The following is a 23,909-nucleotide window of genomic DNA, read 5'->3' as shown; positions in this document are numbered from 1 at the left end:
TTTATGCAGTGGTCGATGCAAAATGATGTTTCGACACCTCCAGCCAGCTCACCGTCGCCTCGTCCTCCACGCGGGCGGCCGCGGGAGTTCGATTGCCAGGTTGCGCTTGCCGCGGCGACACGGCTGTTTTGGATCAGGGGATACGAGGCGACCTCGATCGCCGACCTGACGGAGGCAATGGGGATCGGAACCAAAAGCCTTTATGCGGCCTTCGGCTCAAAAGATGCGCTCTATGCGGAAGCACTTAAATACTACTACACGACCTACGAGGGGTTGGTCTGGACCCGGTTTCGGAAAGCTTCGACCGCAAGGGAAGCCGCGCTGGCATTTCTTCAGGATTCCGCGATCGCCATGACCGGTGGAGATTGCCATTTACCGCATGGATGCATGGCGACGCTCGCCACTGTTGGGAGCGAAGGACACTCCGAACTGGGTGAACTCATGCGAGCGACTCGCGCGGGCGGCTTTGATCTCCTCAAGGTGCGCTTCGACAGAGCAAAGAGCGACGGTGACCTTGAGGCCACGGCAGACACGACCAAACTTGCGAGGTTCGTGCAGATCGTCCAAAGCGGCATGGCAATTCGCGCCCGTGATGGAGCCGATCGCGCCGAACTGCATGCTGTGGCGGAAATTGCGCTTTCCGGCTGGGACAATATCACCGGCAACATCGATCGCAGGATGCAGGGGAAGGCTTAAGCGTTGTGGCGTGAAGGCCGATCAGAGTGGTAACGGGATTCAAGGCCACTCCCTTGCGATGCGGGCCGAGCTTTCTGTGAACCGGCTCGGCGAGCAGCCGACAGCACGTGTGAAGGCCGTGCTGAATGCGCTCGCCGACTTGTAGCCAATCGAGAAGGCGATCTCCTCCATCCTTGCCGTCCCGGACTTGAGCGCCTCCTTGGCGAAAGCCATGCGCCACCGCAACAGGTACGAGATCGGACCGATCCCAACGACGGCACGAAAGCGCGTGGCGAACGCGGATCGCGAGACACCGCAAAGCCTCGCCAGAGATTCGACCGTCCATTCTTGCCCGACATTTTTGTGCATGGCTCGAATTGCTTTGGCGGTGACGGGATCACGAAGGCCGGAGAGCAGACCGCTGCTGGCGGGGTCGACACTTTGTTCCGGAAGACCCGACGCCGGCATCCTGAGAATTTCGACCAGCGCCAGCTCGACGAGACGGACGATGATGAACTCGCTGGCCGGTCCAGGGTCGCGGCCTTCGGATTCCATCAGCGTGAGCAGGTTGTGAAGCCGGTGGAGTTTGGGCGAACGAGAGGGGATCTGAACGATGGGCGGGAGAAGCCCAGTCAGGAGATCCTCGTTGGCTGTCGAGAACAGAAATTTTCCCATGTGAAGCGAAATCGGTCTTTCCTGACCGGAGCCCAATTTCAAGCGTCCCTCCTGCTTGGCGGCCACCGCCGCGACGCTATCCAACGGCTCTACTTCCATATTTGAGGTCAGCGTAAAGGAAAGCGTTGTCCGCAGCAGCACGAAGTCTCCCTTTTCCAGCCACAGCGGGTCGCAATCAGGTCGTATCAACTGGCAATTGCCGTCTTCTATCCAGAAAAACAACAGGTCTCCCAGCGCTGGAAAACTCAGGCCCCAGTCACCGGCGGCGTCCATGCCGCGAGCCAGAAGGGCGGCACGTGGCCGCAGCAGTCGGATAAGGTCAAGGAAGGGATCCATTCTTGGGCTTTAGATAAAGTATCCTGGGGTTTGAATTATAGAACGTGCAAAGGCGATAGCATAATTTGCCGGAAGACTGAACGAGGCTTAGGCCCCCATCACTGGAGAATTATGATGATTAAAGTCACCGCCGCTGATATTGACCGCTTTCTTGCCGAAGATGACGACGAGCCCATCGTTATGCTCAATCTCCTTCGGTTCAAGGCGGATGGGGGCCGTCAGCGCTATCTCGACTACCTCACCATGGCGGGACCGATCGTCGCCCGGTATGGCGCGGAAATTCTTTTTGCTGGCGACGGCGCGCCAGCGCTCTGCGCCGAACCCGGTCAAGCCTGGGACGCGGTGGCGCTGGTGCGCTACCCGAAACGGAAATCCTTCGTCGACATGATCGCCGACCCTGCCTACGCCGTTGCCGATCCGATCCGGATGTCGGCACTGGAAGAAGCGGTACTGCAGCCCATCGGCATCATGAGGCTCTGAGGGCAGAGGCACACCCGCATTCTGTGAGTGGCAAATAACGCCGCTCAGCCAACTCACCGCCACAAGCAATCCCACACTCCAGCTCGCAGCCAGACTGTGAAAACTGCGACTGTCGCTGGGGACGGCCGTCATTGTACGCGATACAAAACCATAGTCTGTCCGAGGAGTGGCGTCCCCGCATATCCTCGCAGTTCGAGCGCACCATCTCGAATCGATGCCCGCCCTGAATAGGTGCGCCCCGACGATCCATCGTAGAAGTTGCCGTCTTCCCAACGGCGATCTTGTGGATCCCATTTCAGATCGGTGAGGAAGGTGATGCCCTCGAGGGACCGGCTTCTAAGCTTGGGGTCAGGATTGTGGATGTCTTTCTTGAAAGTCTTGCCGTCCGCTTCCATAAGCCGATCGCCATAAATGACCCGCGCCGCAAAGCTGCCGCCGGCTTCGAATACTTCGAACTTGAAGTTGCCTTCCTGTGTTTCCCAAACGCCCTCGATTTCGCTTGGCGACGAAGCTTGAGCCAGAGCCGAGGTGAGCTGTAGTCCGGTCAATCCAGCCGTAAACATGACTGCCAGCGAGAACTTCCTGATTTTCGATTTCAGCATATCGACGTCCTTTTTTCGCGTATGAAGAAAAACTACGGCCAGAGCGCCCGGTGTTGAATGTCGAAAACCTCAAATTATGTGCCTGATCCTCCAAGGCTGATACTTCTCTATAGCGCGTCGCTGGGCATCGTCGGCTTCTTGTCCGTATCAGGGGCTGCGCTGCCCGGACGTTGCGGAGCCAAAGCTTGGGGAAATTTACCCGGTGTGCCCTGGAGCAGACATCGCTGGCCAGACGTACAAGGCAACAGCCCCGCGCAAACCAGGACCGTCCTTTATCGTCTTGGGCGACCGGCCCCGAAACCAGAATGTGACTGTGACGACGGCGGTGCCCGGGCGCACGGTCTCGTCCAGGAATTTTGATAATCTGGGCATAGCGCTGGGCATGAGAAAACACGTCACCGCATCGGCATCCGCCAGATCGCATTTGTAAAAGTTCTTTCCCGCTATCGAGACGTTGCGGAGGTGCCTGGTTCGCAGCCTGGCAAGCAAGCACGGGAAAGGCGAGACCTCCACGCCTTTCCCGTGCGCGTGTGGAAAAGCCTTGGTGAGTGATCAGAAGCGAGCCCCATCCACAGCCAAGATCGTAAATCACACCGAAGCGAGAAAGGTTCGCATCGCTCAAGAGAGGAACAACATCGGCTGCTTCCGATTTTGCAAGCGGCCATGACGATACCCTCGTCAATGCGTGGAAAAACAACAGCGAAAGGCACACCGACGAAACAGCGGCAAGCAGAACGACCGAAAATGCTTGATGCATGTTCGATCTCTCAAATCAGCTTGGCCGGGTGCTGAAGGACTTCGTCGGGCTGCGATGGCATGTCCCGGACTAAAGGCCTCACCCGGAACAAAAGTAGCCATGCGGGTCGGACTGATGCTGACTAGAACGACAGATCCTGATGCGTCCGATCGGAAACCCTCCGCGGTCGTCGTCGACTGATGCGATAGACGGCCGCGGGTGGGATATTGGCGAGGGTGTAGCCGATGTATTTCGCCTTCAGGCCGAGACGGTCGAGCAAGGGTCTGGCGATCGGGCACCGTGGACCGTAGGTGAACTGGTAGAATGCCCCATTAGGGCGAAGATGCGAAAATGCGCCCTCCAGAATGGCATGCACTTTACGCGTCGGCATCGACAAAAGAGGAAGGCCACTTACGACGGCGCCGACGGGAGCAGATGCTTGAAGCGGCAACTTGCTCAATTTGGCAGCATCCATCTGGATGGTTCTTGCAGTTGGAAAACGAAGGCTAAGCTGCGACGCGAAGTCCGCGCCATATTCGATCAGCACAAGATTTTCTTCAGCGACACCTTGCTGCAGCAATGCTTCTGTAAAAACGCCCGTCCCCGGACCTAATTCGATGACTGTGCCCGTCTTGGCGGAAATCTCGGCTGTCATAAGAGAAGACAACGCGCGCCCCGACGGTGTAACGGAGGCGACCCGGAGGGGAGCGGAAAGCCACGCCCGAAAAAACAAAAGCGCATCAGCAGTTTTATTTGTCATCACTTGCTTGCTCCGGGATTCAGGCGCATCGAATATCGTCGCTGAAGCCGCCACACCAAGGCCGTGAGTACTTCGGCGACAACAAGCAGGGCCAGTATCTTCAGCGCGAGCGCAGATGAATTGATGCCGGGAATCGCCAGCACGGCTAGGTAACCTGCTGCGATGAACAGGCCGTTCCACAGAACGATGCCGACTGTTATGCCGGATACAAACCGCAGCGCATTAGTACCTAAAAGCCCAGCCGCTATGGGCGAGATCAACCGCACGGTAGGAATGAGTTGTGACAGGATAGTGAGCGCGCGTTCCCGGGCACGTAGGGAGGATAATGTCCAGTCGATACGTGGTTGCGATAGACCCACCCATCCACCGACCGAGTAGAGAAACGCTGTAGATCGCTTTTCTCCGACTGCACGTACGAGAAGATAGAGTCCGAGGGCTCCGAGGAAACTTCCAACCGCAGTACCGATGATAGCGGTGTGGAGCGACCAAACCTCGTCGTCGGCCGCAATACCTATGGCAACGAGAACACCATAGGAGGGCAGGGCAGGCACGAAGCGCTCCGCCAGCCCGATCGCAAACAAACCGAATATGCCGTATACCGCAATCCAGTCGACAAGGTTTCCAAGTGGGTCCAAACCTCAACCCTCCCGTCTGACGGTTGTCGAGTTCAGACCGGTAAGCTCAGACGGGGAAACCTGCGCATTGAACGAGATCTCCGTCAGTGTTTCAGAAATCTCCCACAGCCTGTGCGCCGCCTGCTTCTCCATCGCCTGTCGCGGGATCTGCGCTTCGGCCGGGTGTCCACGGGTCTCGCCAAGTTTATCGGGGCCATAATAGCCACCGCCTCGGGCTTTTGGAGATGTGGCCGCGAACAAGGTCGGCAGCGCGCCTTGCGCAACAGGCTGGAACAGAAACCACATGAACGACCTTAGAAAGCCCTGAGCGCTGCGGCGACCTGGCCCGTTGTGAAGCAGATCCGTGCGCGATATCCCCGGATGCGCTGCGATACTCGTGACACCCCAACCCGCTGCTTCGCTCCGCCGTTGCAGTTCGAAAGCCAACATCAGACACGCCAGCTTTGACTGACTATAGACAGGCATGGGCTTGTAGCTCCGTTCCGCTTGCAGATCATCGAAGTTGATGGCTACGTTGGCGCTTCGCACAGCAATGCTGGAAAGGGTCACGACGCGTGAGCCTTGTGCCCGCATTAACAGCGGCAGGAGGTGGCCCGTCAGGGCAAAGTGGCCGAGATAGTTGGTGCCGAACTGCAGTTCAAAACCGTCTTTGGTCGTCTCGCGCGTTGGTGGCGTCATGACGCCGGCGTTGTTGATGAGTACGTCGATATGGTCGCGAGTTTCTTTTAGTCGTTTTCCAAGCGCCTCGATCGATACGAGGCTGGCGAGGTCGACCACTTCTAGAGTGACCGATGCCTGCGGCGCCTTTTCCTTGATGCGCCGGACAGCGTCGGCACCCTTTATCGGATTGCGCCCTGCGATGATCACGTCGCCACCGGCTTGGGCCAGCGCAAGTGCATCTTCGACGGCCAGACCGCCTGTTCCGGTGATCAGGATCGTCCGGCCCTTTTGAGACGGCATATCATCGAGTGTCCAGGATTTCGTCATCGGCAGTCCTTTCTGTTTCTGTTGGGGCGCAATTGTCCGCCGAAGACACATTGTTCGGGGCACATCTTCGGCGGACGGAAGGTCGCCGTGGGGTGAGGCGACCTTTTCAAGGATCCGACACCGGGCGGTTCCGGATCCGAGCCTATTCGATTGCGTTGATCGGCTTGCCGAGGGGCGGCTTTGCCGCGACCTCGCGCGTTCGCTGCATCCACGCCGGATATTCGGGAGCGATCCTGCTGGCGGCTTCCAATTGGGCGACCTCATCCGGACTGAGCATGATCTCTGACGCCCCGAGGCTGTCGTCGAACCGCGCGACCATCTTCGCACCGACGATGACGCTTGCGACGTGCGGCTGATGCAGCAGCCATGCCAGCGCAATTCCTTGCAACGCTGGCACCTTTGTCGGCGCCCAGTGTGTTGTATTTCATGGCAAGGGTATCCTGAAAGAGTCTGGTTGCGAACCTGCTGCGGCGCATGTGCGCCGCAGCAGGTATCCGTCAGGCGATACCGCCATTCGCGAAGACGTTTTGACCATCGATCCACGCCCCGTCCTGTGAGCAGAGAAGGCCTATGACATTGGCGATATCTTCTGGTTGGCCCAGCCGACGAAGCGGGGTCGCTTCCGGTATGCCGCGAAGCGCCTCTTCCCCGTGCTGACGCAAGAGTTGGGTATCGACGGCGCCTGGCGATATCGCATTGACCGAAATGTTGCGACCGCCCAACTCCTTGGCAAGAACGTTTGAGTAGATCTCCTGCGCCGCCTTGGTTGCAGCGTAGGCTGCCGTGCCGGAAGGGCTCATTTTGATAATGCTTGAACTTAGGCTGATGATCCGACCACCGTCGCGAACGCGTCGTGACGCCTCGCGTAGCACATTGAAACTCCCTTTGACGTTGGTAGCCATCATCCGGTCAAAGGCCTCGTCGGTCATCCGACTGAAAGGACCGACGTTCATGATGCCGGCGTTATTGACCACGATGTCGACGCCGCCGAAGGCTTCGTCATTGGCGTCGAAAAGAGCTTTGACCGCGGCCGGATCCGCCACATCTGCCTGGCGAACGATGGCACGGCCGCCGGCGGCCTCGATATCGCGAACGACCTGCTCGGCCAACTCGCGATTGGTAAGGTAGTTCACGGTCACGGCGAAACCGTCCCGCGCCAGACGCCGGGCGGTGGCCGCGCCAATGCCGCGGGAAGATCCAGTGACGACCGCGCCGCGTTTGTCACCCGGTTTGGCGACAGCGCCAGTATCGGACGACTGGGCCGATGCAATGCCGCTCATGGCAATAGCGGATGGCACGGCCGCCGCGAGGGCGAGGAACGTGCGTCGGGAATTGTCTGTGTTTGACATTGGAATGTCTCCTAAGAAGTTTCGAATGTTTCAGCCTGCAACGGCGGTTTGCGGTCAGCGTTGGCGAAGGAAGGCGCCAATCCTTTGGTTTGCGATCAGGAGAGTGATGCCGGCAAGGACGGTCGACAAAGGCACAATCAACAAGCCGAGGCCGAGGCCGTTTGGAATATCGGCGGCGCTTGCAGCATCGCTGACAATGCCAACGATCAGAGGGCCTAGCGCAGGCCCGAGGAGGCCGCTTCCGATCATGACGAGACTGGTCGCCTGCGCCTGACGTCCAGGACCGGCGATCAGATGCGCTGCTCCGAAGCCCCATGGCAACATGAACGAAAATGACAGCATACCGGGCACAAAGAGTGCAATGGACATCCAGCCGGTCGGAGCAAACAACGCCGCAGTCGTTGTTGCACTCGCGATCAGGAAGAGAATTGCCGGAGGGCCGAGCACCCTGCCTTTCCCGGAGCGGACAGCAAAATCAAACCAGCGTCCACCGCCCAATGTACCGATGATCCCCATCAACCCTTGTAACATGCCGAACGAGACGCCGACCTCTGTCGCGGTAAAACGGTAGGTGCGGATCAGAAACGGTATGGAGAAGGCATAGAAAGGCGCGCCTGCGAAGCCCAGGAAAATGGTGCCCGTGAACAACCAGCGGAACACTGGAGACGATAACAGGTCAAGGCTGGTTCGCAGGAAGGGTTCGTCGCGAGCGGCTGTTGTTGGAAGAGGAGGAGTGGGGCCGGAAACAAGAATGATCAATAACCCGATCAAGACGCCGATGGCTCCAGCACCCATCAAAACGATACGCCAGCCAAATACGTCTGCAGTCGCGCCGCCTGCCGCAAACCCCACCATCGTGCCTAGCGGGATGCCCATTGCGAATAGGCCGATTGCAAGACCGCGGCGCTCGAGCCCAATTTTGCGGACGATGAGAGCATGGCCTGCCGGGACTGCGCCAGCCTCGCCGAATGCGACGCCGAAGCGTGTGAGTGCCAGGAACATGAAACTGGCGGCAAAACCGCCGAGCGTCGTCATGACGCTCCAGATCAGGACGCAAGACACCAGTACGAGTCGGGGAGATCCCCGATCTGCCGCACGGGCAAGCGGTAATGAGAGAAGTGCGTAGCAAACCGCAAACGCAGGGCCAGTGAGGAGCCCCATCTGGGTGTCGGTCAGCGACAGGTCGGCTTTGATCTTTTCTGCCAGGATGAACGGCAGTATTCGATCGATCTGCGAAAACGCGTTGATCAGCAGAAGGACCATGCATATTGCGGCCATGCGCAGGCCTTTTACGTGTTCCCCGCCGGACGCAGCGGGCGGCGCGCGTGTCTGCGCAGGGGCTATTGACCGGGCAGCAATTTCTGTCATCTTGAGGTCACTCCTCGCTTGGTTGCACCCTTAAGCTAGATGGAGTGTCCAATGACCAGAATGCCCGAACCTTCAAGAAACTTGCCTATTCCTGCAGAAGAGGCGATGATGCCGGCGAAGAGCCACATATTGCCGTGGCCCCTGAAAAAACCGGATCCCCGCTTGAATATGCCATTGCTCTCTGCCGTAACGGCCTACATCGAAGACCAGGGTGGCGGGCAGGGCCTGTTCCCGACGGCCATAGAAGGCTTCAACATCGTCCGCTCGTTTCAGTCGATGATGCCCATGCGAAACATCTATCGGCCATCGCTATGCGTGGTGCTGGAGGGTGCGAAGGAGTTGCAGTTTGGCGACGAACATCTCAACTACCGCACCATGGAGTGCTTGGTCGTCAGTGTCGGGGTTCCGGCAACCGGAAGGATCGTGGAGGCCAGTGCTGCAACGCCTTATGTCGGCGTCATGGTCGACTTCGACGTAGCAACTGTGCGGGAAGTTCTCGAACAATTGGATACACCACCAGCGCAGTCGGACGCGACCGGTCCTTGCGCTTTTGTCGCTAAAGTGGACCAACCACTAGCCGATTGTATTCTCCGCTTGGTTCGACTGCTGGCGACCCCAAAGGCGATACCGATTCTGGCGCCTTCGATCGTGCGCGAGATTTGCTATTGGCTGCTGAACGGCCCGCATGGCGGTGAGATCTGCAAACTTGCCTGCCCCGAATCAAACATTGAACGTGTGGTAAGGGCTGTTTCAGTGCTTCATACCAACTTCGCGGATACTTTACGCGTCGATCAGCTCGCTGATGTTGCGCGGATGAGCCCGTCGTCGTTTCATCAGCATTTCAAGGCGCTGACCTCGATGACCCCACTTCAGTTTCAGAAGCAACTCCGCCTGCTGGAGGCGCGCCGCCTCATGGTCACGCAGGCTGCCAACGTTGCCGAAGCCGCCTACAAGGTCGGGTACGAGAGCGCGTCGCAATTCAGCCGAGAATACTCAAGAACCTTTGGCGTCGCGCCCAAACAGGATGCTCTGAACCAACAGCGTCTCCACACTGTGTACGCCAGCCGCACCGTACGATCCGCGTAATCGCATCAAAAAGAGTTTGCAACGACCCAGCCGAGCTTGGTAGAACAATATACTGAGACTTCTCAGTATATTAGCTGCAATTGTAGACTCTCAGGCACCAATCAAAAATGGGAAAAATCTGCTATTGTCGGCATTTTCAAACGAACAGTTGCTCGTAACCTTTGCGGTATTTTTGTCGTGTAAGTTTTCGAAGAAGTGCTATCGCGTCCGCCGGACCATCACAGATCGAGCCGCTGCACGCTCCTCATCGTCGCGATGCAAACACCGCGATAAACGTTTTAGGATTTAGGTGTGCTGGAGCGGGCTGGAACCGTCGTTCGGGCGCTAAGACAATATGTTCTCAATCTCTTGGCCCTGCTGGGCGTGTTTCTCCGGGTTCTGCTCTTTCAGTTTCGTGAGGTTGAGCAGTTTCCATCTGACGGCGGGCAGGTTTGCCGCCTGCGGGATGCCGATGGCTTCAAAATCCGGCTCGGTATCATGCAGTGAAAGCAAGAAACGCATAGCGTTATCATCCAGCCGTGTGAGCAAGTCGTCGGTAAGACGCACGCGTGCATCCTTCAGTTCGCCCAAGCTGACAGGCACCACGGTCATGCTTTCAAACGCCGTGATGAACGCGAGTTCGGAGAAAAACGGCTTGATAAGCTCGTGCGGCGGTTGGCCCGAGCTGGCGACATAAATGAGGAAGGTGCGAAACAGTGCATCCGTTATTCCAATGTCGATTTTGATGACTTCACCGATCCCTTCGGCGCGGACGTTTCGCTGGACAAGAGCGACAGTCTGAAGGGACGCCTTGGCGTCTCCGCCGACTACCAGAATGCATGGCAGGACGCTTCGGGCAGGATGGCCCGGAGCAATGTCTACGGGCTCGCCAACCTCTATCATGAATTCCTCGATGGTTCGCAGGTTGACCTTGCCGGCGTCAATTTCGCCAATGAGAGCGATCGCACCTGGGGCGGCGTCGGCGCTGGCGGGTCATACAGCTGGGCCGATGACAAATACGCGCTCTATGGCGAAGTGTCGGAACGACCGGATTCAAGGTGAAGTTCTGACCACTAGTAAGCGTCTGCCCGACCTGCCGGATACACAATACGAAAGCAGGCCGGGTGCCGACCCAGTGGCACTATGGTCAGCACTCAAAGCGTGCGCCTGTATGGTTAACAAAAGGTGAGGCCCGATATCGTGGTAACCGTCCGACGCCGAGCCTCTTGCTGAAGAGTGCCAAGCCCCCTCAACTTAGCTAACAACACCAGGACGAGCGGGAATGTTCCTCAGAAATAAAAGCGCCAATTCCCAGCCTTCAATTCCTCTAGGTCGAAAACCTCAGCATGGTCAGCGACCTCAGCACGCGCTCTATGGCGAGGTGTCAGCCTAGCAACTTGCTTCAAGGTGAAGTTCTGAGGCCGCCAGAGCCCATTTTCTCAGTCGGCGTTCCAGTACAGCCCGCTATCCTTCCAGACATGTTTCATTTTCAACAATATCTGTTCCGAGCTTCGATGTGGGAATTCTCGGGCGAGCGCAGGAACGAGCTTTGACACGTCTGTCCTTTTCGGCAACGCATCGCTGGCAAATTTGGCCTGCGCATTGATTTCAAGATTGAGCCTGTCGTCATCGGTCATGGATGGGTCTAGGCTTTACACCAAGAGGCTCAATCGCCCGGTCTAGCCCTAAACTTGCCGGCGCTTCCGGTCTCTCAGACTCGATTAGTGCCACCCGCAACTGTTCTTGGCCACCGCTCGCCAACTCATGCGCGTGAACTGCATTTTGGTCGATCCGGACAAACTGGCCCTTGTCGAGCCGGAACGCGCCGTTCATTCCGCCTTGCTTGAAGAAGTCGGCTTCCAACTCTCCCCAATATCCAAGGTACTCGCCGCAGCTAGTGCAGTTAATGGGTGTGTGGCCCGATACATCCTTGGGAATTCTAAGGTAGATGGTCTTGCAGTTCGGGCAGTCCAGCTTGTGGTCCAGTTCCTGAGACATCTTCGCGATCCCATGAAAGAGGCACTGACCTGCATACGAATATTATAAAAATTTCAGTTTGCAACCATGTCTGCCAGCAGACGAAACCCAACCTCAGGTCAAGCGGAAATCAGACACGTCTTGGCTTGCCCTTATGCCACCGAAAGGATTTGCCCGTGGGAGGTCCGCGTACCGGCTCATCCACATAGTTGCCAGCTTCCCTGGCAGCCTGAATGAATGCGAAACGTGCGGCACCGGGTGAGCGGTTTCCCTCAAGGCACGCTAGGAGAGCGTATTTCGCAGCGGACAGGGACTCGACCTCTTCAACCGGCCAGTCAGTCAGGATTTGCTCTGCAGCTTCAAGGGTTGATGTGACCACGCGCATTCTTCCAGGGTGGCTGGTCATGATGTTTTGAAGTGTCTTTCGTCCATCAGCGCGAAACGGGTCCTTGGGGATTCAGTTCCGCGTAGAAGATAGGCAATTCTTACTACGCCTTGCGCAGTATCTGACCATCCTTCAATTCGAAGACACCGTCCTGGCCGCCCTGTCCGTCGAAATCGCGATTGAGCTCGCCCCAATAACCAATGAACTGACCGCATGACGAGCAATGGATAGGCGTCACATTGCGCACGTCGTCGGGAATATCCAGATAGATAGTCCCACAGGCTTTGCAGTCCAGCTTGTGATCCAGGCGCTCCATGTGACGCCCCCCGTCAGAACCCACCGTAGTCTAATTATGGCATGCATTATTGCGCTGTCCAGAGGAGTACGATGGAACGTTCTTCACCCCCTAGTGTTGCTGCCGAGCAGTCGCAGGCCCGCAGCCCTTCACAACCGGGTTAGAATGCTCGCTATGATCAGTGCGATGGCCACACCACTGATGAAGATGCAGACCTTAAGCCACCACGGTGTTCTGTATTTGCGCCGTTCGAGTTTGTCATTCAACGCGAGCGGCCTCCGATTGGACACACAGTCTCATACATCTCTGATAAAGGGTATGCTGTCACCGCCTTGGGCGTTACTCCTGGCCTTATTTAGAAACGCCTCTTTATCTTGACGAGGCAATTCGGTCATGGCCTCCAGTGCTGAGCCCGAAATACGAAAACGTCCGCAAGTTGGGCAGTCGAACTCGATGTAATCCCCGGTGGTCGGCAAAGATGCGACCGGATCACCTGAGATAGGGCATATATCGATAGTCATGAAGCTTCCTCCGGGCGCGCCAAGTCACCACTATGGACTGCGTGTTTTTAATGGTCGCAACAAAGTAACCCTCTTAGCCTCCATACATTGTTGATTTTCTGATGAATTTCCTCAATTTTTCGATGAGGAAAATCCGTAGCGAGTGCTTTGGCAAGCTCCATAGCATTCGTTCTCTTCGGACGGGACTGATAAGCGATATCGGCCTGCGCGCAAATCTCCGTCATGAGCCGCCTGTCATCTTCAGTCATGGTACGCTCCGGACTTCCTAGTCGTGGCAAGCGATGTCATCGCATCCGTTGCCGCGCTATAAACAACAGCCAAATCGCTACGATGACGGCAATTACCGCCAAAGCGTACAAGTTCAACTAGTTGAAGCATGTCAGCTGAAATAGTCGTCATAGAATTTGCAATCTAATGGAGTGTAATGATTAGGCGAAACCGTTCGGACCATAGCAGCTAAAAGTATTCCATCAAACTCTGACGGTGTTGTAAGCGCGCCTTTTTGTTTGTTTTATTTCTGAGGGCACTCCCACCCGTCGTGCGTCCACGGGAGGACAGAGCGGAACGATCCCCTCGCGGATCTGTTGAGAGCTAATAGCCAAATTCAGGCGGATTGGGATGACCAAAAAGGGACAAATCCGAGCACCCGCCGAGGTGTTCAAGCGTGGTAGCCGCCGCAAGGACTTTGCGGAGCATTTGCAAACCGGGCATAGTGTGCCCGAGAATGACGATAGATTTCAGGAGCTTTTAGACCGGCTTGATGAAGCCGAGAAAGAGCAAAAGACATAGTTTTACTACCTATCACAGTCGGGCCCTGCTGATCCCGGCGGGGGTGGGACCAAGTCGCGAGTCAGTGGAAGTACTTGGGACGGCTTGCTACTATGATGGACATGTCGCGGACGTTGGTTCCCATCGTCTCTGTCTCGAACTCAAACAAATTGATCTCCCGTTTTGCGGTCATACTAGCCAGTCTCCCGTAGTCTCTTTCGCCTCGCGCAAAAAACATGATCACCGTACGTGCCACCTGTTCTGCGAGAGGATGGTATTTCGGATCACGGCCAAGAATCTGGCAGGCTCGTTGATGGGCCTTTTCCAGGATGTGCCAGTCATTTTCAGAAGAAATATGATCGATGCTTGAATACAGCATGGAAGCCCCTCCATACGTTTAGGCGGGAGCACGTTCCATCTCTCAAACGCCAGTGGCCGTTACATGCCTGGCGACTTGATAATGTCCGCCAGAAGACGGAGCAAGTCAATGCAACGCGATTTCATGAACCCATCCCGATGGTTGCAGTTTCGGCACTGGAACCAACGCGCCACACAACGGTTGAGAGACCAACGGACAATGAATTTGAGTGACGAAGAAAAGCCCAAAGGTGCGCGAATTATTGACTGGCAACTAAAGCGGCCGGAGTACGGTGAAGCATTGCGGTCGTATCACAAGCCTTTAGCCGAAGATGAGAGATTCAGAGAATTTCTGCGACGCCTTGAAGAAGCTGAGCGCGATCAAACAAAATGACATCACCGCAAAGCCCGACCCTCCCGAAGGCCTTTTAGGAAAAGAAGTGTTCTTCAGGCCAAAACCGACGTGGGGGCTACCGGCGGCCCCAAAATACTCCCGATTTGGCCAGTTCTGTATGGACCAAAGACCTTTCCGTCTTGGGGAACAATACCGAAGCTCGAAAGCACGGACCAATGCGTTTTCCATTCATCCCCCGTTAAGAAGTAAAGGCGCACCTGTCGTATCTCGTTTAACAGGAGATACTATGAAAAATATTGTTTCGCTATTAACTGCAGGATTTTTGGCCATCTTCATGGGCCTGACATCACTTGTTACAGCCTCGGCAGCCCCGGTCGCAGTGCAAGCTGTTCCTGCCGCCCCCAATATCGTGCGGGTACAGCACAAAGATGATCGTCGATATGAACAGCGGAATGATAGAAAGAAGCGCTGGGAGCGCTATGATCGCCGCAATGATCGTTTTGAGAACCGTCGCGACCGTCGCGGCTACTGGAATGGCCACCGTGGCTATCGCGAACAACGCCGCGGATATCGTCGTCATAATGACGGATACTGGTACCCATTGGCGATATTCCGTCTGTAAACTCAACTTTTCGTTAGGACATTTGAAGGCGGCTCTTGCGGGTCGCCTTCAGTTGCTCTGGTGCGGATAAAAGAAGCTTGGCATCAGCGCGACACCTTATTAGGTCACGTACGCCAGGCGTGGAACGATTTCCGCTCAATACTGTTAGCTGTGTAATTCGCAGGCGGAAGTAAATGCAATGGCCGACAACAGGCAGAAACAAGCTAATCGGGATCGGTCGAAAGTCTCAGCCAGCGAGGATCATGAAGTCGAGTATCTGATGTTCAAGTTCGACATAAGCAAGAAGCGCGCCCTAGAGCTGATAATTAAACACGGAGGCAGTCGCAAAAACGTCGAGGCTGAACTCACACACTCTTTATGAGATAGATTTTAACGGTGGGGGTTCTGCAAAAGACTCTTCGCGACGCATGACAGATTGAACTGGGAGATCCGAATGACAGTAATAGCCCCGACATTACCTTCAATCGATCCCAATCGTTGGCTTGAGTGCGAGCGGGCCTTGCTAGAGCGCTTTACGGTGATTGCCGAAAGCGAGGATCGGTCTCCCGAAGTCCTGAAAGATTTGATTGTAGAGGCAGTTAACGCCGGTTGGAGCGAGGGGGAGGTAAGGCGTGCTCTTTCGGACATGATACGAGCAAGGGGGATTACTGGCGAAGAGGGCGACCTATGGCTGCACGTGTAGCGGGGCCAACACTAGAGTCTGGAGATCCCAATCGATGGGACGAATGTGAAAAGGCCATTAAGCCGCGGTTCAACATGATCAATTGGGTAGATATGCGAGACGATAAAACTATTCAATTGCGGAACGACGCCATGGCGGCCGGCTGGAGCGCGAGACAGAGGTGATACGTGCAATCTGGGCACTAAGAATGTTAAAGGATACGGCATCTGTGACCAGAAACTAGCGAGCGGCTAGGCAAGGGATGCCCTTCAAGAGCTTCCAAACTTTGCTCTATATCGTCTGGTGCGCTTCGCTAGATGGATTTAGCGGAAAACTGTACCGATTCGTCAGCGCTTAAATTGCAAACTTAACCGATTGTCTGGGGGAAATTCATTGCTCGAAACGTTTCACTACCTCAATTCCTTACCGTTTTTTCCGCATGTGTTTGCTCTGGCGGTCGCCTATATCTTTGCGTTTCCGATTGGTCTGGATCGAGAACGCGAGGAACGCAGTGCGGGAGTGCGGACTTTTCCCATTGTGGCGTTGGCAAGCTGCGGACTGATTCAAGGGACCGAAAATCTTACGGCCGGCAATCCAGAAGCTACGGCCCGTATTATCGAGGGATTGATCACCGGCGTTGGCTTTATAGGCGGCGGTGCAATCCTGCAACTCAAGAATTCTGTGCGAGGTACCGCAACAGCTGCAAGCATCTGGTCAACCGGCGCAATTGGTATAGCGGTCGGACTTGAGAGTTATGACGTGGCGTTCATCATCTCACTCTTCACCTTTCTCACATTGCGCCTGATGCTGCCGTTGAAAAAGGAGCCGAAGCAGGACTGAGATCCTACGAGGACGGATGGATGGCACATAAACGAGTAGCCGATGCCCTCCCACTGTGTGCCTTGTCGAGTGCTGCGCAGTTCGCGATTGACGCAGCGCCAAGGTAGGAGGTTCCAAGTCGTTTTACTCGATGCTCAGAAACAACTGAACCAGTACTTGCAATTGCATCGTGTATGGGGTGGCATACCTTTTTGATCTTCCACTGCAAGGCGAAGGATCCAAATGACAAACCCACGTATCGCAGAAATGGTTCTTGAAAGCGCGATCGACTACGCCATTCTGACCTCTGACCTTTCCGGCAATGTCACGTCATGGAGCATCGGGGCCGAAAATATCTTCGGCTGGACCGAGGATGAGGTGGTGGGCCTTGCCGCCGACATCATTTTCACAGGCGACGACCGTGCGCACGACGTCCCGCGCAAGGAAATGGCCAATGCCCTTAAAAACGGTCGTGCTACAGACGAACGCTGGCATATGCGCAAGGATGGATCAAGATTTTGGGCCAGCGGTGAAATGATGCCGCTTCAGAACAATGGTGCCGCTGAAGGCTTCCTCAAGATTGTTCGAGACCGGACGCAGCAAAAGCGGGCGGAAGAGCTACAGTCGATGTTGAGCCAGGAGCTAAGTCACCGGTTGAAAAACCAGCTTTCCATGGTCCAGGGTCTGGTCAATCAGTCGTTGCGCCGTGCGGATAATATCGAGAGTGCGCGCCTTTCGATCAGCCAGAGACTTCGTGTCCTGGGACAAGCGCATGACTTGCTTTTGACCGGTTATGGCGAGCGGATTGATGTTCGTAGCCTGGTCGAAAAGGCAATCAATCTGGACGAGGACAAGCGCAGCAGTCAGTTCATTTTGACCGGTCCAGAATTGCAGGTCGGTCCTCAGTCCGCATTGTCCCTGGCTATGCTGCTGCATGAACTCACGACCAATGCTTTCAAGTATGGCGCGCTCTCCCAGACGGATGGCCAGATCATCATTGAATGGGGAATTGCCGAAATGGATGAGGAGGCGGCATTTAAACTGGATTGGCGAGAGAAAAACGGTCCACCTGTGGTACCACCTACGGTCGAGGGATTGGGCACGAGACTTATAAAAAGTGGCGTCGCCGGCACGCTGACGAAGGTTGATCTGACTTATGCATCTGATGGATTGAATTGCACTATATTGGCGCAGCTTGAAGGCTTCCAAGCCGACGCTTAGAAAGTGGATGAAGTTGTATAGGTGATCGTTATAAAGATGAAATCTGTTTGACCGCTTCCCGCCACCGCGTTGCGACTGCCTCCGGCTCTTCGTTGACCAAAATGCAGAAGTGACTAGGGCTTGTGGTCCCAGAGTATGAATGGTTGTGTGTTGTGCGTCAGGATATTTCTGGATCGCCACAATCGTATGCGGGTTCACGTAAACTGGCTGCCCTGCGGCGGACATGAACTTGAGCATTTCCTGGTCTCCTGATTTCTGCGTCTTAGCGAACGGCTTCCGGTCATTCTGGATGCCTGAAGTCAGCTGCGCCAGCACATCAACTTAGGACGAATATGCAAGACAAGATATCTCCGTCCGCAACGCGTCTGCCCCAGGTACCAGCGTCATTCTTCGGGATTGTGCTCGGGCAGGCCTTGCAAACGCGTGGTGCCCGGCCTCGACCATTTGGGCAGTACCGGCGATCGTTGGCGGGGTTCTGAGTTTCGCGGCGGTGACCGTATTGTTGCCATGCTGTTTGCCTTGAAGTGGCTTGGGCCCGCGAGCAGGAGCAGGGCATCCGGTAGAAGCCGGCGTATCGACCATGTTGATCGCATTGGTGCTGCGGCCTGACGCTATTACTCCGCATTTACCGAATTCCCGAGAGTGACCTATCAATGGTGGTCGGCTCGCTTGGGACTCACACAACACGACGTCTGTTGTCGTCCTGCGCACCAAAGACAATAGTCCGGTCACTCGTTACGGCTTTGCTGCCCATTGAGCAGAACGTGCGTTCTTGTCACGATCGGCGCCAACTTGTGCTCCGGCAAACGCTTGGCTACGGTGATACAACTGAAAGCAGGTTTGGAATGACCGAGATCGCATTCGACCATAGTTATAGCCGGCTGCCGGACAAATTCTTCATTCGGACAATGCCTACCCCTGTTGCATCTCCGAGATTGATCAAGCTGAACTTGGACCTCGTCTACCAGCTGGGGCTAGATGATCGGTGGTTGAACAGCGCCGAGGGTATCCACATGCTCGCGGGAAACAATGTCCCGAGGGGCGCTAACCCTATTGCCACCGCATATGCAGGACATCAGTTTGGTTATTTCGTCCCGCGACTGGGCGATGGCAGGGCGATCTTGCTCGGTGAAGTCATTGATCGAGACGGTGTCCGACGTGATATACAGTTAAAGGGGGCGGGACCGACGCCTTTTTCGCGTGGCGGAGATGGACGCGCGGCGTTGGGTCCCGTGCTGCGCGAATATATCCTAAGTGAAGCAATGAATGCCCTGCGGATTCCAACGACCCGTGCGCTCGCTGCCGTACTGACCGGAGAAACTGTGGCGCGTGAGACGTCTCTCCCTGGCGCCGTTATCACCCGCGTTGCCTCCAGTCACATAAGAATTGGCACGTTTCAATTTTTTGCCGCACGCGGTGACATTGAGGGCGTCCGTGCTCTCGCAGACCATGTCATTGCCCGGCATTATCCCGAGGCGGCAGAAGGTGAGATGCCCTACCTGTCGCTCTTGGCGGCAGTGATCGAAGCCCAGGCCTCGCTGGTTGCGCAGTGGATGTTGGCCGGATTTATCCACGGTGTGATGAATACAGACAACATGTCCATCGCCGGCGAGACCATTGACTATGGTCCATGTGCATTCCTGGACAATTACGATCCAGCGACGGTTTTCAGTTCTATCGATCATGCGGGCCGCTATGCGTATGGCAACCAAGGACCGGTCGCTTTGTGGAACCTGGTGCGTCTGGCGGAGAGCCTGCTCCCGTTGCTTGCGGACGATCAGGACAGGGCGGTGTCCTTGGCTCAAAACGCGCTAGCCACTTTCGACGCCCAATTCCAAACGGTGTTTATCACCGGGATGAGGCGGAAGCTTGGCCTGTTCACCGAGGAAGAAAACGACCTGACACTTATCAAAGAACTGCTCGACACAATGACGAAGAGCCAGGCGGACTTTACTCTGACGTTCAGATATCTGAGCCACTCTGCCGAGACCATCAACGACGATGAGAAAGTGCTCAACCTGTTTACAGAACCTAGCGCATTCAGGGAATGGCTGGCACGCTGGCGGTCCCGGATCTCTCGTGAACCACAAACAGGTTTTGAGCGCCGGACTGCTATGCTCCACGTCAATCCGCTTTTTATCCCGCGGAATCACCGTGTCGAAGCGGTCATAGCTGCAGCGGTCCAGAATAATAATTTTCGCCCGCTTGAAGAACTACTGACGGTTCTCGGCGAACCTTTCGAGGACCAGGCGGAATTCGCGCATTATGCAAAGCCGCCGGAAATCCACGAGCGCGTTCTCGAAACGTTTTGTGGTACGTGATATCTCATTTATTCAAAAGAAATTGAGGGCTAGGCGCGGTCGGAAATTGGATGGATCAGCTGACAAGCCAGTTGATACTAAGGTCGTCGTAGACTTTGAAGCACTAATAAAGTCCACTAGAATATCGCTACTATCGGCATTTTCAACGAAGGTTTATCAATAGCCTTCGACTGTGAACGGTCGGCCTAAGGAATTTTGATCATGGTGACTGGAGTTCGATTCCTTTCAAGGTGAGGGATTCAAAGGGGCTCTTCTAGAGCACTTGAATGACCGAGATGGGCCGTAGAAGTTGACGGTCTGCTCTTGGTGCTGGCTCGTCAGAAAGCGGCCATTCCGCTGACGACCCTTCTCTGCCCCTCCTACGGAGCAGTCCTACGGCAAGCCGTGACCCGAAAGCGGACTTGCGAGCCGCCGCCGAGCGTCATCTTCCCTCAAGAAAGAACCTTGCCGAGGAACGCACGCATCACGCCGTTGAATTGCTCTGGCCTTTGCAGGGGTGCGAAGTGGCTCACGCCGGACAGGATGATCAATTCCGCTGCCGGAATGCTCCGCGCGAGATATTCGGCATGTTCGGGCTTGATGAACTCGTCGTACTCGCTTTGCACGATCGCAACGGGCACATGGATATGGGTCAAGTCGCCTGCAGAATAGTTAGGTTCGCTCTTCATCATCTGGCCGACCGCTTCCACAAATACATTGAATTGGTCCGGCGTGGCCGATAGGGCGACATAGTCCTTGGCGTGCCGTCTGAAACACCGGTCCACGATCGGAGTGGGCTCGAATTCCTTTGTGCCGCTGGGGTCCATGTTGCAGCCAAAGAAGAATACACCGGCAACCCGCTCGGGTGCTTTCATTGCGAGGATTAAAGCGATGCACGCGCCGTCGCTCCAGCCCACAACGGCCGTCTTTTCCAACTGCAGCGCGCCCATCACGGCGAGCACGTCGGATGCCATCAACTCGTATGTAAAAGGCCGCCGATCGCGCGTGCTGCGGCCGTGGCCGCGGCTATCAATGAGCACGGCGCGATAGCCGGAGCTGACCAGCGTTGAAACTTGATAGCCCCAATTACCGCTATGGCCGAGGCCACCATGCAGTAGGATCACGGGAGAGCCGGACCCGTATGTCGCGTACCAAATTCGAGCGCCGTCGTGATCCACGAAGCCCTGATCGCTCGTAACGGGCAGAGGCGCAGCGCCATGCGCCTCGAAATTTTTAAGGTCGTCGTCGTGTGATTCCATGCTGCTGTGACTCCAAACCAGAAAGGCCCGCAACCTGTCGCTGACACAGATCAAACCAACCGCTGACAAGAACCTGTTGCCTAAGCGACATAACACCGAGCGACTAACTGGATCAATGTCCACTTCTGTCCGCGCTTGCGTCATTGGTGTGTCTGCTGGGAATGACGCATTGCCCGGTTCTCGCTTGAGCCTTATATAGCTGTTCCAGTTTGGGCCGGGAGCGGACTGGCGGCTTCCCGAAAGCGTGGCCAGGAAGCAGACAGGCGTTTGCGTTCGAAACAGACGGTAGATTGTCTGGGCAGTTATTTGCGATCACCGAACTCACGGCGATCTATTGATGCCGTCAAAAATGCATTGAACTCCCTTGGAGCAACGGTCAAGCCGAAGGGCAGATCAACCGCCTCAAGATGCTGAAGCGAGCAATGTACGGTCGCGCCGGCCCAGAACTGGGCAAGAATGCTGCCGCTGAATCACAGAAATTGAGGATGAACCGCGGGGGATCGATTTCGACGTTTCCCGATTTCAGCACGACTTCTCGGACGTCCCGGTCGGAAATCCTGAACAGCAGTCGTGGATCTGGAACAGATGAGCTGCGCGTCCCTGCCAAGCCGAATGCATGAGGAACGCGGGTCAAATTCCGGAATCACCGAATTAATAGCAGTGAGGTTCGCAAACCAAAGTATGATACCGGGCAACCAACGCATTACGCGCCCGCACGTTTGTATGATGGATCACCCGCCGTTGCATCGATAACCTCATCTGGAAAGTTGCAAAAAGAGTAGTGATCATGACTTTACGTGCAATCCCTGACCGTCCAATCCGCTCCGATAGCCGCGCGATGAAAAGGTCGAGAAATTCATCGACGCCAATCTGGACCAACGAATCTTGATCTCCGGACTCGCTTCCCTGGGAGGCCTGAGCTCCAGTCAGTTTCAGCGTGCTTTTTAAGCAGAGCTTCGGTGAGACGACACATATGTATCTTATCAAACGGCGTATCGAGCGCGCAAAAAACATAATGCCGTCGCAGCAGCTAAATTTTGCGGAGATCGCTCTCGCTTGCGGTTTCTCCGACCAGTCGCACATGACGCGTCTGTTCACTCGGCTAGTTGGCGAGCCACCCAATAATTGGCTCGAATGGCAAATGGCGCAAAGCGACAATGCGGGCACTGCTCATCACATATTCGACGTATCCCGGCAAGATGCGCTTGCTTGTCTGTCATCATCGTCCTCGGCTCGCCGAACTCAGGCCTCATGAGAAGGAACAGCTCGCCTCCCTGATATAGGACGAACGATTCTCCCCCCAACACACAAGGAGCACTATCATGAAGACCTATCTCATTAATCATCTGCGCATTCCCGGCGACATTCCGAACGACGCGGGACTAACCTACCTCGAACAGGTCGAAGCAACGGTCGCACCTTTCGGCGGCAGGTGGCTGGCCCAAGGTTCTGCCGACGTCGTGGAGGGCGCTTGGCCAGGCTCGGTCGTGTTGATGGAATTCCCCAGCCGCGATGCCGCGACGTCCTGGTACAATTCCCCTGCATATCAGGCGATCCTGCCGCTCCGCCTGAAGAACGCGATTTCGGACCTCATTCTAATTGACCAGATTCCCGAGGACTTCACCATCAAGGGCTTTGCCAGCGAGGTTCGCCGCGCGATTCGGGGCGGCTGAGTGCTGCCCGCAAATTCCGCATGCGTGCGCCTTCCGTAGATGGAATACGCGCGCTGCATCCTATGCCAGAACCGGGTCCAGGCGGTCAGCCGAGGCACCGGGATTCCCACGGATTACAGCCCGCCCGTAACCTTCGACGCCCTGCGATCATCGAGCCACCCTAAACGTCGATCGGGGCAATAATAAAACCATGGTCGAGAGATGAGCACGTCATTTACCACCCTGCACGTTACGCACACCAACCGCGTTATCCACGCCGTCATCGATGCCCCTCCCATCAACCTGATCGGGCCGGAGTTGATTTCCGATTTGGTCAGGTTGATCGAATACGCAGAGAACTCAGACTGTCGTGTCGTGGTGTTCTCAAGTGCCAATCGCGACTACTTCATTCCCCACGTGGACATGACGAAAGTCCGAGAGTACCGCGAGGCAGCGGCCAAGCTCGCAGGCGACGCGTCCATAGGTCTCCTGTTCCGCTACATGAGTAAAGCGAAGTTCGTTACAATCGCGCAGGTCGAAGGCCGCGTCCGCGGAGCAGGCAGCGAATTCATCCTCGCATGCGATATGCGCTTCGCAGCGAGGGAGACGGCAGTCTTCTCCCAAATCGAAGCGGCCTTCGGGTTGATCCCAGGAGCCGGGGCGGTCCAGCACCTCTCTCGTTTGATGGGGCGCGGCCGCGCCTTGGAGGCTATGCTCGGAGCGCAGGATTATAGCGCCGACCTTGCTGAACGATATGGCTGGATCAACCGCTCGCTTCCGAAAACAGAGCTCGGACGTTTCGTGTCCAACCTTGCGCAGCGGATCGCGAGCTTTCCCGTCGAGGGGCTCAACGACATCCGGGAAAGCTGTAACGCCATCACGCTTGGTAGCGCTGAAGCATACCGCAAGGACTCAGACCTGTTCGGTCTGGGCGTGGCGCGCCCCGAAACACAGGCGAGGGTTCGTGCCGCCATGCAGGCTGGACTTCAGACCCGCGATGCCGAGCTCTCCATAGAGGGCATCATCCGCGTTCTTGGCAATCATTGAGG

The 23,909-nt window shown here is 56.0% G+C and carries 31 protein-coding genes and 1 pseudogene; 15 read left to right on the top strand and 17 right to left on the bottom strand.

Annotated elements, in window-relative coordinates; translation table 11 throughout:
* The first annotated feature begins 15 nt into the window (after positions 1 to 15).
* Positions 16 to 696 (top strand): TetR/AcrR family transcriptional regulator, encoded by a 681-nt coding sequence (locus tag C7476_RS18115; protein ID WP_245426411.1) that lies wholly within the window; start codon positions 16 to 18, stop codon positions 694 to 696.
* A 39-nt stretch (positions 697 to 735) separates the two neighbouring features.
* Here C7476_RS18115 and C7476_RS18110 read toward each other — a convergent pair whose 3' ends face one another.
* Positions 736 to 1,686 (bottom strand): AraC family transcriptional regulator, encoded by a 951-nt coding sequence (locus tag C7476_RS18110; RefSeq protein WP_114431284.1) that lies wholly within the window; start codon positions 1,684 to 1,686, stop codon positions 736 to 738.
* 111 nt (positions 1,687 to 1,797) lie between these two features.
* Between C7476_RS18110 and C7476_RS18105 the strand changes: the two genes are divergently transcribed.
* Positions 1,798 to 2,166, top strand: a complete 369-nt coding sequence (locus C7476_RS18105; RefSeq protein ID WP_114431283.1) for a DUF1330 domain-containing protein — start codon at positions 1,798 to 1,800, stop codon at positions 2,164 to 2,166.
* 128 nt (positions 2,167 to 2,294) lie between these two features.
* Here C7476_RS18105 and C7476_RS18100 read toward each other — a convergent pair whose 3' ends face one another.
* The 7 genes from C7476_RS18100 to C7476_RS18065 form a co-directional block, all read right to left on the bottom strand.
* On the bottom strand, positions 2,295 to 2,768 hold the full coding sequence (locus tag C7476_RS18100; RefSeq protein ID WP_114431282.1) for a DUF2147 domain-containing protein: 474 nt from the start codon (positions 2,766 to 2,768) through the stop codon (positions 2,295 to 2,297).
* A gap of 878 nt (positions 2,769 to 3,646) precedes the next feature.
* Positions 3,647 to 4,264, bottom strand: coding sequence for a class I SAM-dependent methyltransferase (locus C7476_RS18090; RefSeq protein ID WP_114431280.1), 618 nt, complete (start codon positions 4,262 to 4,264; stop codon positions 3,647 to 3,649).
* Positions 4,264 to 4,899, bottom strand: a complete 636-nt coding sequence (locus C7476_RS18085) for a DedA family protein (protein WP_114431279.1) — start codon at positions 4,897 to 4,899, stop codon at positions 4,264 to 4,266. The genes C7476_RS18090 and C7476_RS18085 overlap by 1 nt, the downstream gene beginning before the upstream one ends.
* 3 nt (positions 4,900 to 4,902) lie before the next feature.
* Positions 4,903 to 5,886: an SDR family oxidoreductase gene (locus C7476_RS18080; RefSeq protein ID WP_114431399.1), complete on the bottom strand. Its 984-nt coding sequence runs from the start codon at positions 5,884 to 5,886 to the stop codon at positions 4,903 to 4,905.
* A 142-nt stretch (positions 5,887 to 6,028) separates the two neighbouring features.
* Entirely contained in the window at positions 6,029 to 6,274 is a 246-nt protein-coding gene (locus C7476_RS18075; RefSeq protein WP_210207802.1) for an aldo/keto reductase, read from the bottom strand.
* Positions 6,275 to 6,383: 109 nt separating this feature from the next.
* Positions 6,384 to 7,235 (bottom strand): SDR family oxidoreductase, encoded by an 852-nt coding sequence (locus C7476_RS18070; RefSeq protein WP_114431278.1) that lies wholly within the window; start codon positions 7,233 to 7,235, stop codon positions 6,384 to 6,386.
* Between the two features lie 54 nt (positions 7,236 to 7,289).
* A complete protein-coding gene (locus C7476_RS18065) occupies positions 7,290 to 8,603 on the bottom strand; it encodes an MFS transporter (RefSeq protein ID WP_114431277.1) in 1,314 nt (437 codons plus the stop codon).
* A gap of 168 nt (positions 8,604 to 8,771) precedes the next feature.
* Here C7476_RS18065 and C7476_RS18060 point away from each other — a divergent pair, with 168 nt between their 5' ends.
* Positions 8,772 to 9,689 carry an AraC family transcriptional regulator gene (locus tag C7476_RS18060; protein WP_114431398.1) on the top strand — a complete coding sequence of 306 codons (918 nt, stop codon included), beginning with the start codon at positions 8,772 to 8,774 and terminating at the stop codon, positions 9,687 to 9,689.
* A 324-nt stretch (positions 9,690 to 10,013) separates the two neighbouring features.
* Here the strand turns inward: C7476_RS18060 and C7476_RS18055 are convergent, their stop codons facing one another.
* Complete coding sequence (locus C7476_RS18055) at positions 10,014 to 10,280, bottom strand: hypothetical protein (RefSeq protein WP_114431276.1); 267 nt, start codon at positions 10,278 to 10,280, stop codon at positions 10,014 to 10,016.
* 54 nt (positions 10,281 to 10,334) lie between these two features.
* Here C7476_RS18055 and C7476_RS28760 point away from each other — a divergent pair, with 54 nt between their 5' ends.
* Positions 10,335 to 10,730 carry an autotransporter outer membrane beta-barrel domain-containing protein gene (locus C7476_RS28760; RefSeq protein ID WP_342633352.1) on the top strand — a complete coding sequence of 132 codons (396 nt, stop codon included), beginning with the start codon at positions 10,335 to 10,337 and terminating at the stop codon, positions 10,728 to 10,730.
* Positions 10,731 to 11,107: 377 nt separating this feature from the next.
* Here C7476_RS28760 and C7476_RS18045 read toward each other — a convergent pair whose 3' ends face one another.
* From C7476_RS18045 to C7476_RS18020, 6 genes are all read right to left on the bottom strand, one after another.
* On the bottom strand, positions 11,108 to 11,305 hold the full coding sequence (locus C7476_RS18045) for a hypothetical protein (RefSeq protein ID WP_114431274.1): 198 nt from the start codon (positions 11,303 to 11,305) through the stop codon (positions 11,108 to 11,110).
* Complete coding sequence (locus tag C7476_RS28250; RefSeq protein WP_181872502.1) at positions 11,295 to 11,666, bottom strand: hypothetical protein; 372 nt, start codon at positions 11,664 to 11,666, stop codon at positions 11,295 to 11,297. Before C7476_RS28250 ends, C7476_RS18045 begins: the two co-directional genes overlap by 11 nt.
* Before the next feature lie 109 nt (positions 11,667 to 11,775).
* Positions 11,776 to 12,051, bottom strand: a complete 276-nt coding sequence (locus C7476_RS18035) for a DUF982 domain-containing protein (protein WP_114431273.1) — start codon at positions 12,049 to 12,051, stop codon at positions 11,776 to 11,778.
* Positions 12,052 to 12,133: 82 nt separating this feature from the next.
* Positions 12,134 to 12,346, bottom strand: a complete 213-nt coding sequence (locus C7476_RS18030; RefSeq protein ID WP_114431272.1) for a hypothetical protein — start codon at positions 12,344 to 12,346, stop codon at positions 12,134 to 12,136.
* A gap of 275 nt (positions 12,347 to 12,621) precedes the next feature.
* A complete protein-coding gene (locus C7476_RS18025) occupies positions 12,622 to 12,846 on the bottom strand; it encodes a hypothetical protein (protein WP_114431271.1) in 225 nt (74 codons plus the stop codon).
* A gap of 47 nt (positions 12,847 to 12,893) precedes the next feature.
* The gene (locus C7476_RS18020) at positions 12,894 to 13,094 is read right to left on the bottom strand and encodes a hypothetical protein (RefSeq protein ID WP_114431270.1); all 201 of its coding nucleotides are present in this window, start codon (positions 13,092 to 13,094) and stop codon (positions 12,894 to 12,896) included.
* Between the two features lie 370 nt (positions 13,095 to 13,464).
* Between C7476_RS18020 and C7476_RS28245 the strand changes: the two genes are divergently transcribed.
* A complete protein-coding gene (locus tag C7476_RS28245; protein WP_181872500.1) occupies positions 13,465 to 13,635 on the top strand; it encodes a hypothetical protein in 171 nt (56 codons plus the stop codon).
* A 61-nt stretch (positions 13,636 to 13,696) separates the two neighbouring features.
* Here the strand turns inward: C7476_RS28245 and C7476_RS18015 are convergent, their stop codons facing one another.
* Positions 13,697 to 13,993 carry a hypothetical protein gene (locus C7476_RS18015; protein WP_114431269.1) on the bottom strand — a complete coding sequence of 99 codons (297 nt, stop codon included), beginning with the start codon at positions 13,991 to 13,993 and terminating at the stop codon, positions 13,697 to 13,699.
* 204 nt (positions 13,994 to 14,197) lie between these two features.
* Between C7476_RS18015 and C7476_RS28240 the strand changes: the two genes are divergently transcribed.
* The 7 genes and pseudogenes from C7476_RS28240 to C7476_RS17980 all read left to right on the top strand — a co-directional run bounded on the left by C7476_RS28240 (position 14,198) and on the right by C7476_RS17980 (position 19,970).
* Entirely contained in the window at positions 14,198 to 14,365 is a 168-nt protein-coding gene (locus C7476_RS28240; protein WP_181872499.1) for a hypothetical protein, read from the top strand.
* A 466-nt stretch (positions 14,366 to 14,831) separates the two neighbouring features.
* A pseudogene (locus C7476_RS29490) lies at positions 14,832 to 14,939 on the top strand (BA14K family protein); the annotation flags it as partial.
* Positions 14,940 to 15,126: 187 nt separating this feature from the next.
* Positions 15,127 to 15,309, top strand: a complete 183-nt coding sequence (locus tag C7476_RS29485; RefSeq protein ID WP_114431266.1) for a DUF3606 domain-containing protein — start codon at positions 15,127 to 15,129, stop codon at positions 15,307 to 15,309.
* 72 nt (positions 15,310 to 15,381) lie between these two features.
* A complete protein-coding gene (locus tag C7476_RS17995) occupies positions 15,382 to 15,630 on the top strand; it encodes a hypothetical protein (protein WP_114431265.1) in 249 nt (82 codons plus the stop codon).
* Between the two features lie 372 nt (positions 15,631 to 16,002).
* Positions 16,003 to 16,449 (top strand): MgtC/SapB family protein, encoded by a 447-nt coding sequence (locus tag C7476_RS17990; RefSeq protein WP_114431264.1) that lies wholly within the window; start codon positions 16,003 to 16,005, stop codon positions 16,447 to 16,449.
* A gap of 222 nt (positions 16,450 to 16,671) precedes the next feature.
* Complete coding sequence (locus C7476_RS17985) at positions 16,672 to 17,649, top strand: sensor histidine kinase (protein WP_114431263.1); 978 nt, start codon at positions 16,672 to 16,674, stop codon at positions 17,647 to 17,649.
* A gap of 845 nt (positions 17,650 to 18,494) precedes the next feature.
* Positions 18,495 to 19,970 (top strand): protein adenylyltransferase SelO, encoded by a 1,476-nt coding sequence (locus C7476_RS17980; protein ID WP_114431262.1) that lies wholly within the window; start codon positions 18,495 to 18,497, stop codon positions 19,968 to 19,970.
* A gap of 431 nt (positions 19,971 to 20,401) precedes the next feature.
* Here the strand turns inward: C7476_RS17980 and C7476_RS17975 are convergent, their stop codons facing one another.
* Positions 20,402 to 21,208, bottom strand: coding sequence for an alpha/beta fold hydrolase (locus tag C7476_RS17975; protein WP_114431261.1), 807 nt, complete (start codon positions 21,206 to 21,208; stop codon positions 20,402 to 20,404).
* 937 nt (positions 21,209 to 22,145) lie between these two features.
* On the opposite strand from C7476_RS17975, the gene C7476_RS29480 reads away from it, so the two are divergent.
* From C7476_RS29480 to C7476_RS17955, 3 genes are all read left to right on the top strand, one after another.
* Complete coding sequence (locus C7476_RS29480; RefSeq protein WP_181872498.1) at positions 22,146 to 22,463, top strand: helix-turn-helix transcriptional regulator; 318 nt, start codon at positions 22,146 to 22,148, stop codon at positions 22,461 to 22,463.
* 67 nt (positions 22,464 to 22,530) lie between these two features.
* Positions 22,531 to 22,881 (top strand): DUF1330 domain-containing protein, encoded by a 351-nt coding sequence (locus C7476_RS17960; protein ID WP_114431259.1) that lies wholly within the window; start codon positions 22,531 to 22,533, stop codon positions 22,879 to 22,881.
* A gap of 201 nt (positions 22,882 to 23,082) precedes the next feature.
* A complete protein-coding gene (locus C7476_RS17955; RefSeq protein WP_114431258.1) occupies positions 23,083 to 23,907 on the top strand; it encodes an enoyl-CoA hydratase/isomerase family protein in 825 nt (274 codons plus the stop codon).
* Positions 23,908 to 23,909 lie beyond the last annotated feature (2 nt).

Source organism: Phyllobacterium bourgognense (genome assembly GCF_003337575.1).
Taxonomy (GTDB): domain Bacteria; phylum Pseudomonadota; class Alphaproteobacteria; order Rhizobiales; family Rhizobiaceae; genus Phyllobacterium; species Phyllobacterium bourgognense.
The sequence above is the reverse complement of the archived record's forward strand: the minus strand, read 5'-3'. Positions and strand labels throughout refer to the sequence as shown.

Bases quoted from the DNA above. Each gene is read 5' to 3' on its own strand.
- C7476_RS18020 (WP_114431270.1), bottom strand. From the start codon at position 13,094: ATGACTGAAGATGACAGGCGGCTCATGACGGAGATTTGCGCGCAGGCC.
- C7476_RS18080 (WP_114431399.1), bottom strand. From the start codon at position 5,886: ATGACGAAATCCTGGACACTCGATGATATGCCGTCTCAAAAGGGCCGG.
- C7476_RS17975 (WP_114431261.1), bottom strand. From the start codon at position 21,208: ATGGAATCACACGACGACGACCTTAAAAATTTCGAGGCGCATGGCGCT.
- C7476_RS18025 (WP_114431271.1), bottom strand. From the start codon at position 12,846: ATGACTATCGATATATGCCCTATCTCAGGTGATCCGGTCGCATCTTTG.
- C7476_RS18070 (WP_114431278.1), bottom strand. From the start codon at position 7,235: ATGTCAAACACAGACAATTCCCGACGCACGTTCCTCGCCCTCGCGGCG.
- C7476_RS17985 (WP_114431263.1), top strand. From the start codon at position 16,672: ATGACAAACCCACGTATCGCAGAAATGGTTCTTGAAAGCGCGATCGAC.
- C7476_RS29485 (WP_114431266.1), top strand. From the start codon at position 15,127: ATGGCCGACAACAGGCAGAAACAAGCTAATCGGGATCGGTCGAAAGTC.
- C7476_RS18055 (WP_114431276.1), bottom strand. From the start codon at position 10,280: ATGACCGTGGTGCCTGTCAGCTTGGGCGAACTGAAGGATGCACGCGTG.
- C7476_RS18060 (WP_114431398.1), top strand. From the start codon at position 8,772: ATGCCATTGCTCTCTGCCGTAACGGCCTACATCGAAGACCAGGGTGGC.
- C7476_RS17980 (WP_114431262.1), top strand. From the start codon at position 18,495: ATGACCGAGATCGCATTCGACCATAGTTATAGCCGGCTGCCGGACAAA.
- C7476_RS17955 (WP_114431258.1), top strand. From the start codon at position 23,083: ATGAGCACGTCATTTACCACCCTGCACGTTACGCACACCAACCGCGTT.
- C7476_RS18065 (WP_114431277.1), bottom strand. From the start codon at position 8,603: ATGACAGAAATTGCTGCCCGGTCAATAGCCCCTGCGCAGACACGCGCG.
- C7476_RS17960 (WP_114431259.1), top strand. From the start codon at position 22,531: ATGAAGACCTATCTCATTAATCATCTGCGCATTCCCGGCGACATTCCG.
- C7476_RS17995 (WP_114431265.1), top strand. From the start codon at position 15,382: ATGACAGTAATAGCCCCGACATTACCTTCAATCGATCCCAATCGTTGG.
- C7476_RS18115 (WP_245426411.1), top strand. From the start codon at position 16: ATGCAAAATGATGTTTCGACACCTCCAGCCAGCTCACCGTCGCCTCGT.
- C7476_RS18105 (WP_114431283.1), top strand. From the start codon at position 1,798: ATGATGATTAAAGTCACCGCCGCTGATATTGACCGCTTTCTTGCCGAA.
- C7476_RS18015 (WP_114431269.1), bottom strand. From the start codon at position 13,993: ATGCTGTATTCAAGCATCGATCATATTTCTTCTGAAAATGACTGGCAC.
- C7476_RS28250 (WP_181872502.1), bottom strand. From the start codon at position 11,666: ATGTCTCAGGAACTGGACCACAAGCTGGACTGCCCGAACTGCAAGACC.
- C7476_RS18110 (WP_114431284.1), bottom strand. From the start codon at position 1,686: ATGGATCCCTTCCTTGACCTTATCCGACTGCTGCGGCCACGTGCCGCC.
- C7476_RS18030 (WP_114431272.1), bottom strand. From the start codon at position 12,346: ATGGAGCGCCTGGATCACAAGCTGGACTGCAAAGCCTGTGGGACTATC.
- C7476_RS28245 (WP_181872500.1), top strand. From the start codon at position 13,465: ATGACCAAAAAGGGACAAATCCGAGCACCCGCCGAGGTGTTCAAGCGT.
- C7476_RS18100 (WP_114431282.1), bottom strand. From the start codon at position 2,768: ATGCTGAAATCGAAAATCAGGAAGTTCTCGCTGGCAGTCATGTTTACG.
- C7476_RS18090 (WP_114431280.1), bottom strand. From the start codon at position 4,264: ATGACAAATAAAACTGCTGATGCGCTTTTGTTTTTTCGGGCGTGGCTT.
- C7476_RS18035 (WP_114431273.1), bottom strand. From the start codon at position 12,051: ATGACCAGCCACCCTGGAAGAATGCGCGTGGTCACATCAACCCTTGAA.
- C7476_RS18045 (WP_114431274.1), bottom strand. From the start codon at position 11,305: ATGACCGATGACGACAGGCTCAATCTTGAAATCAATGCGCAGGCCAAA.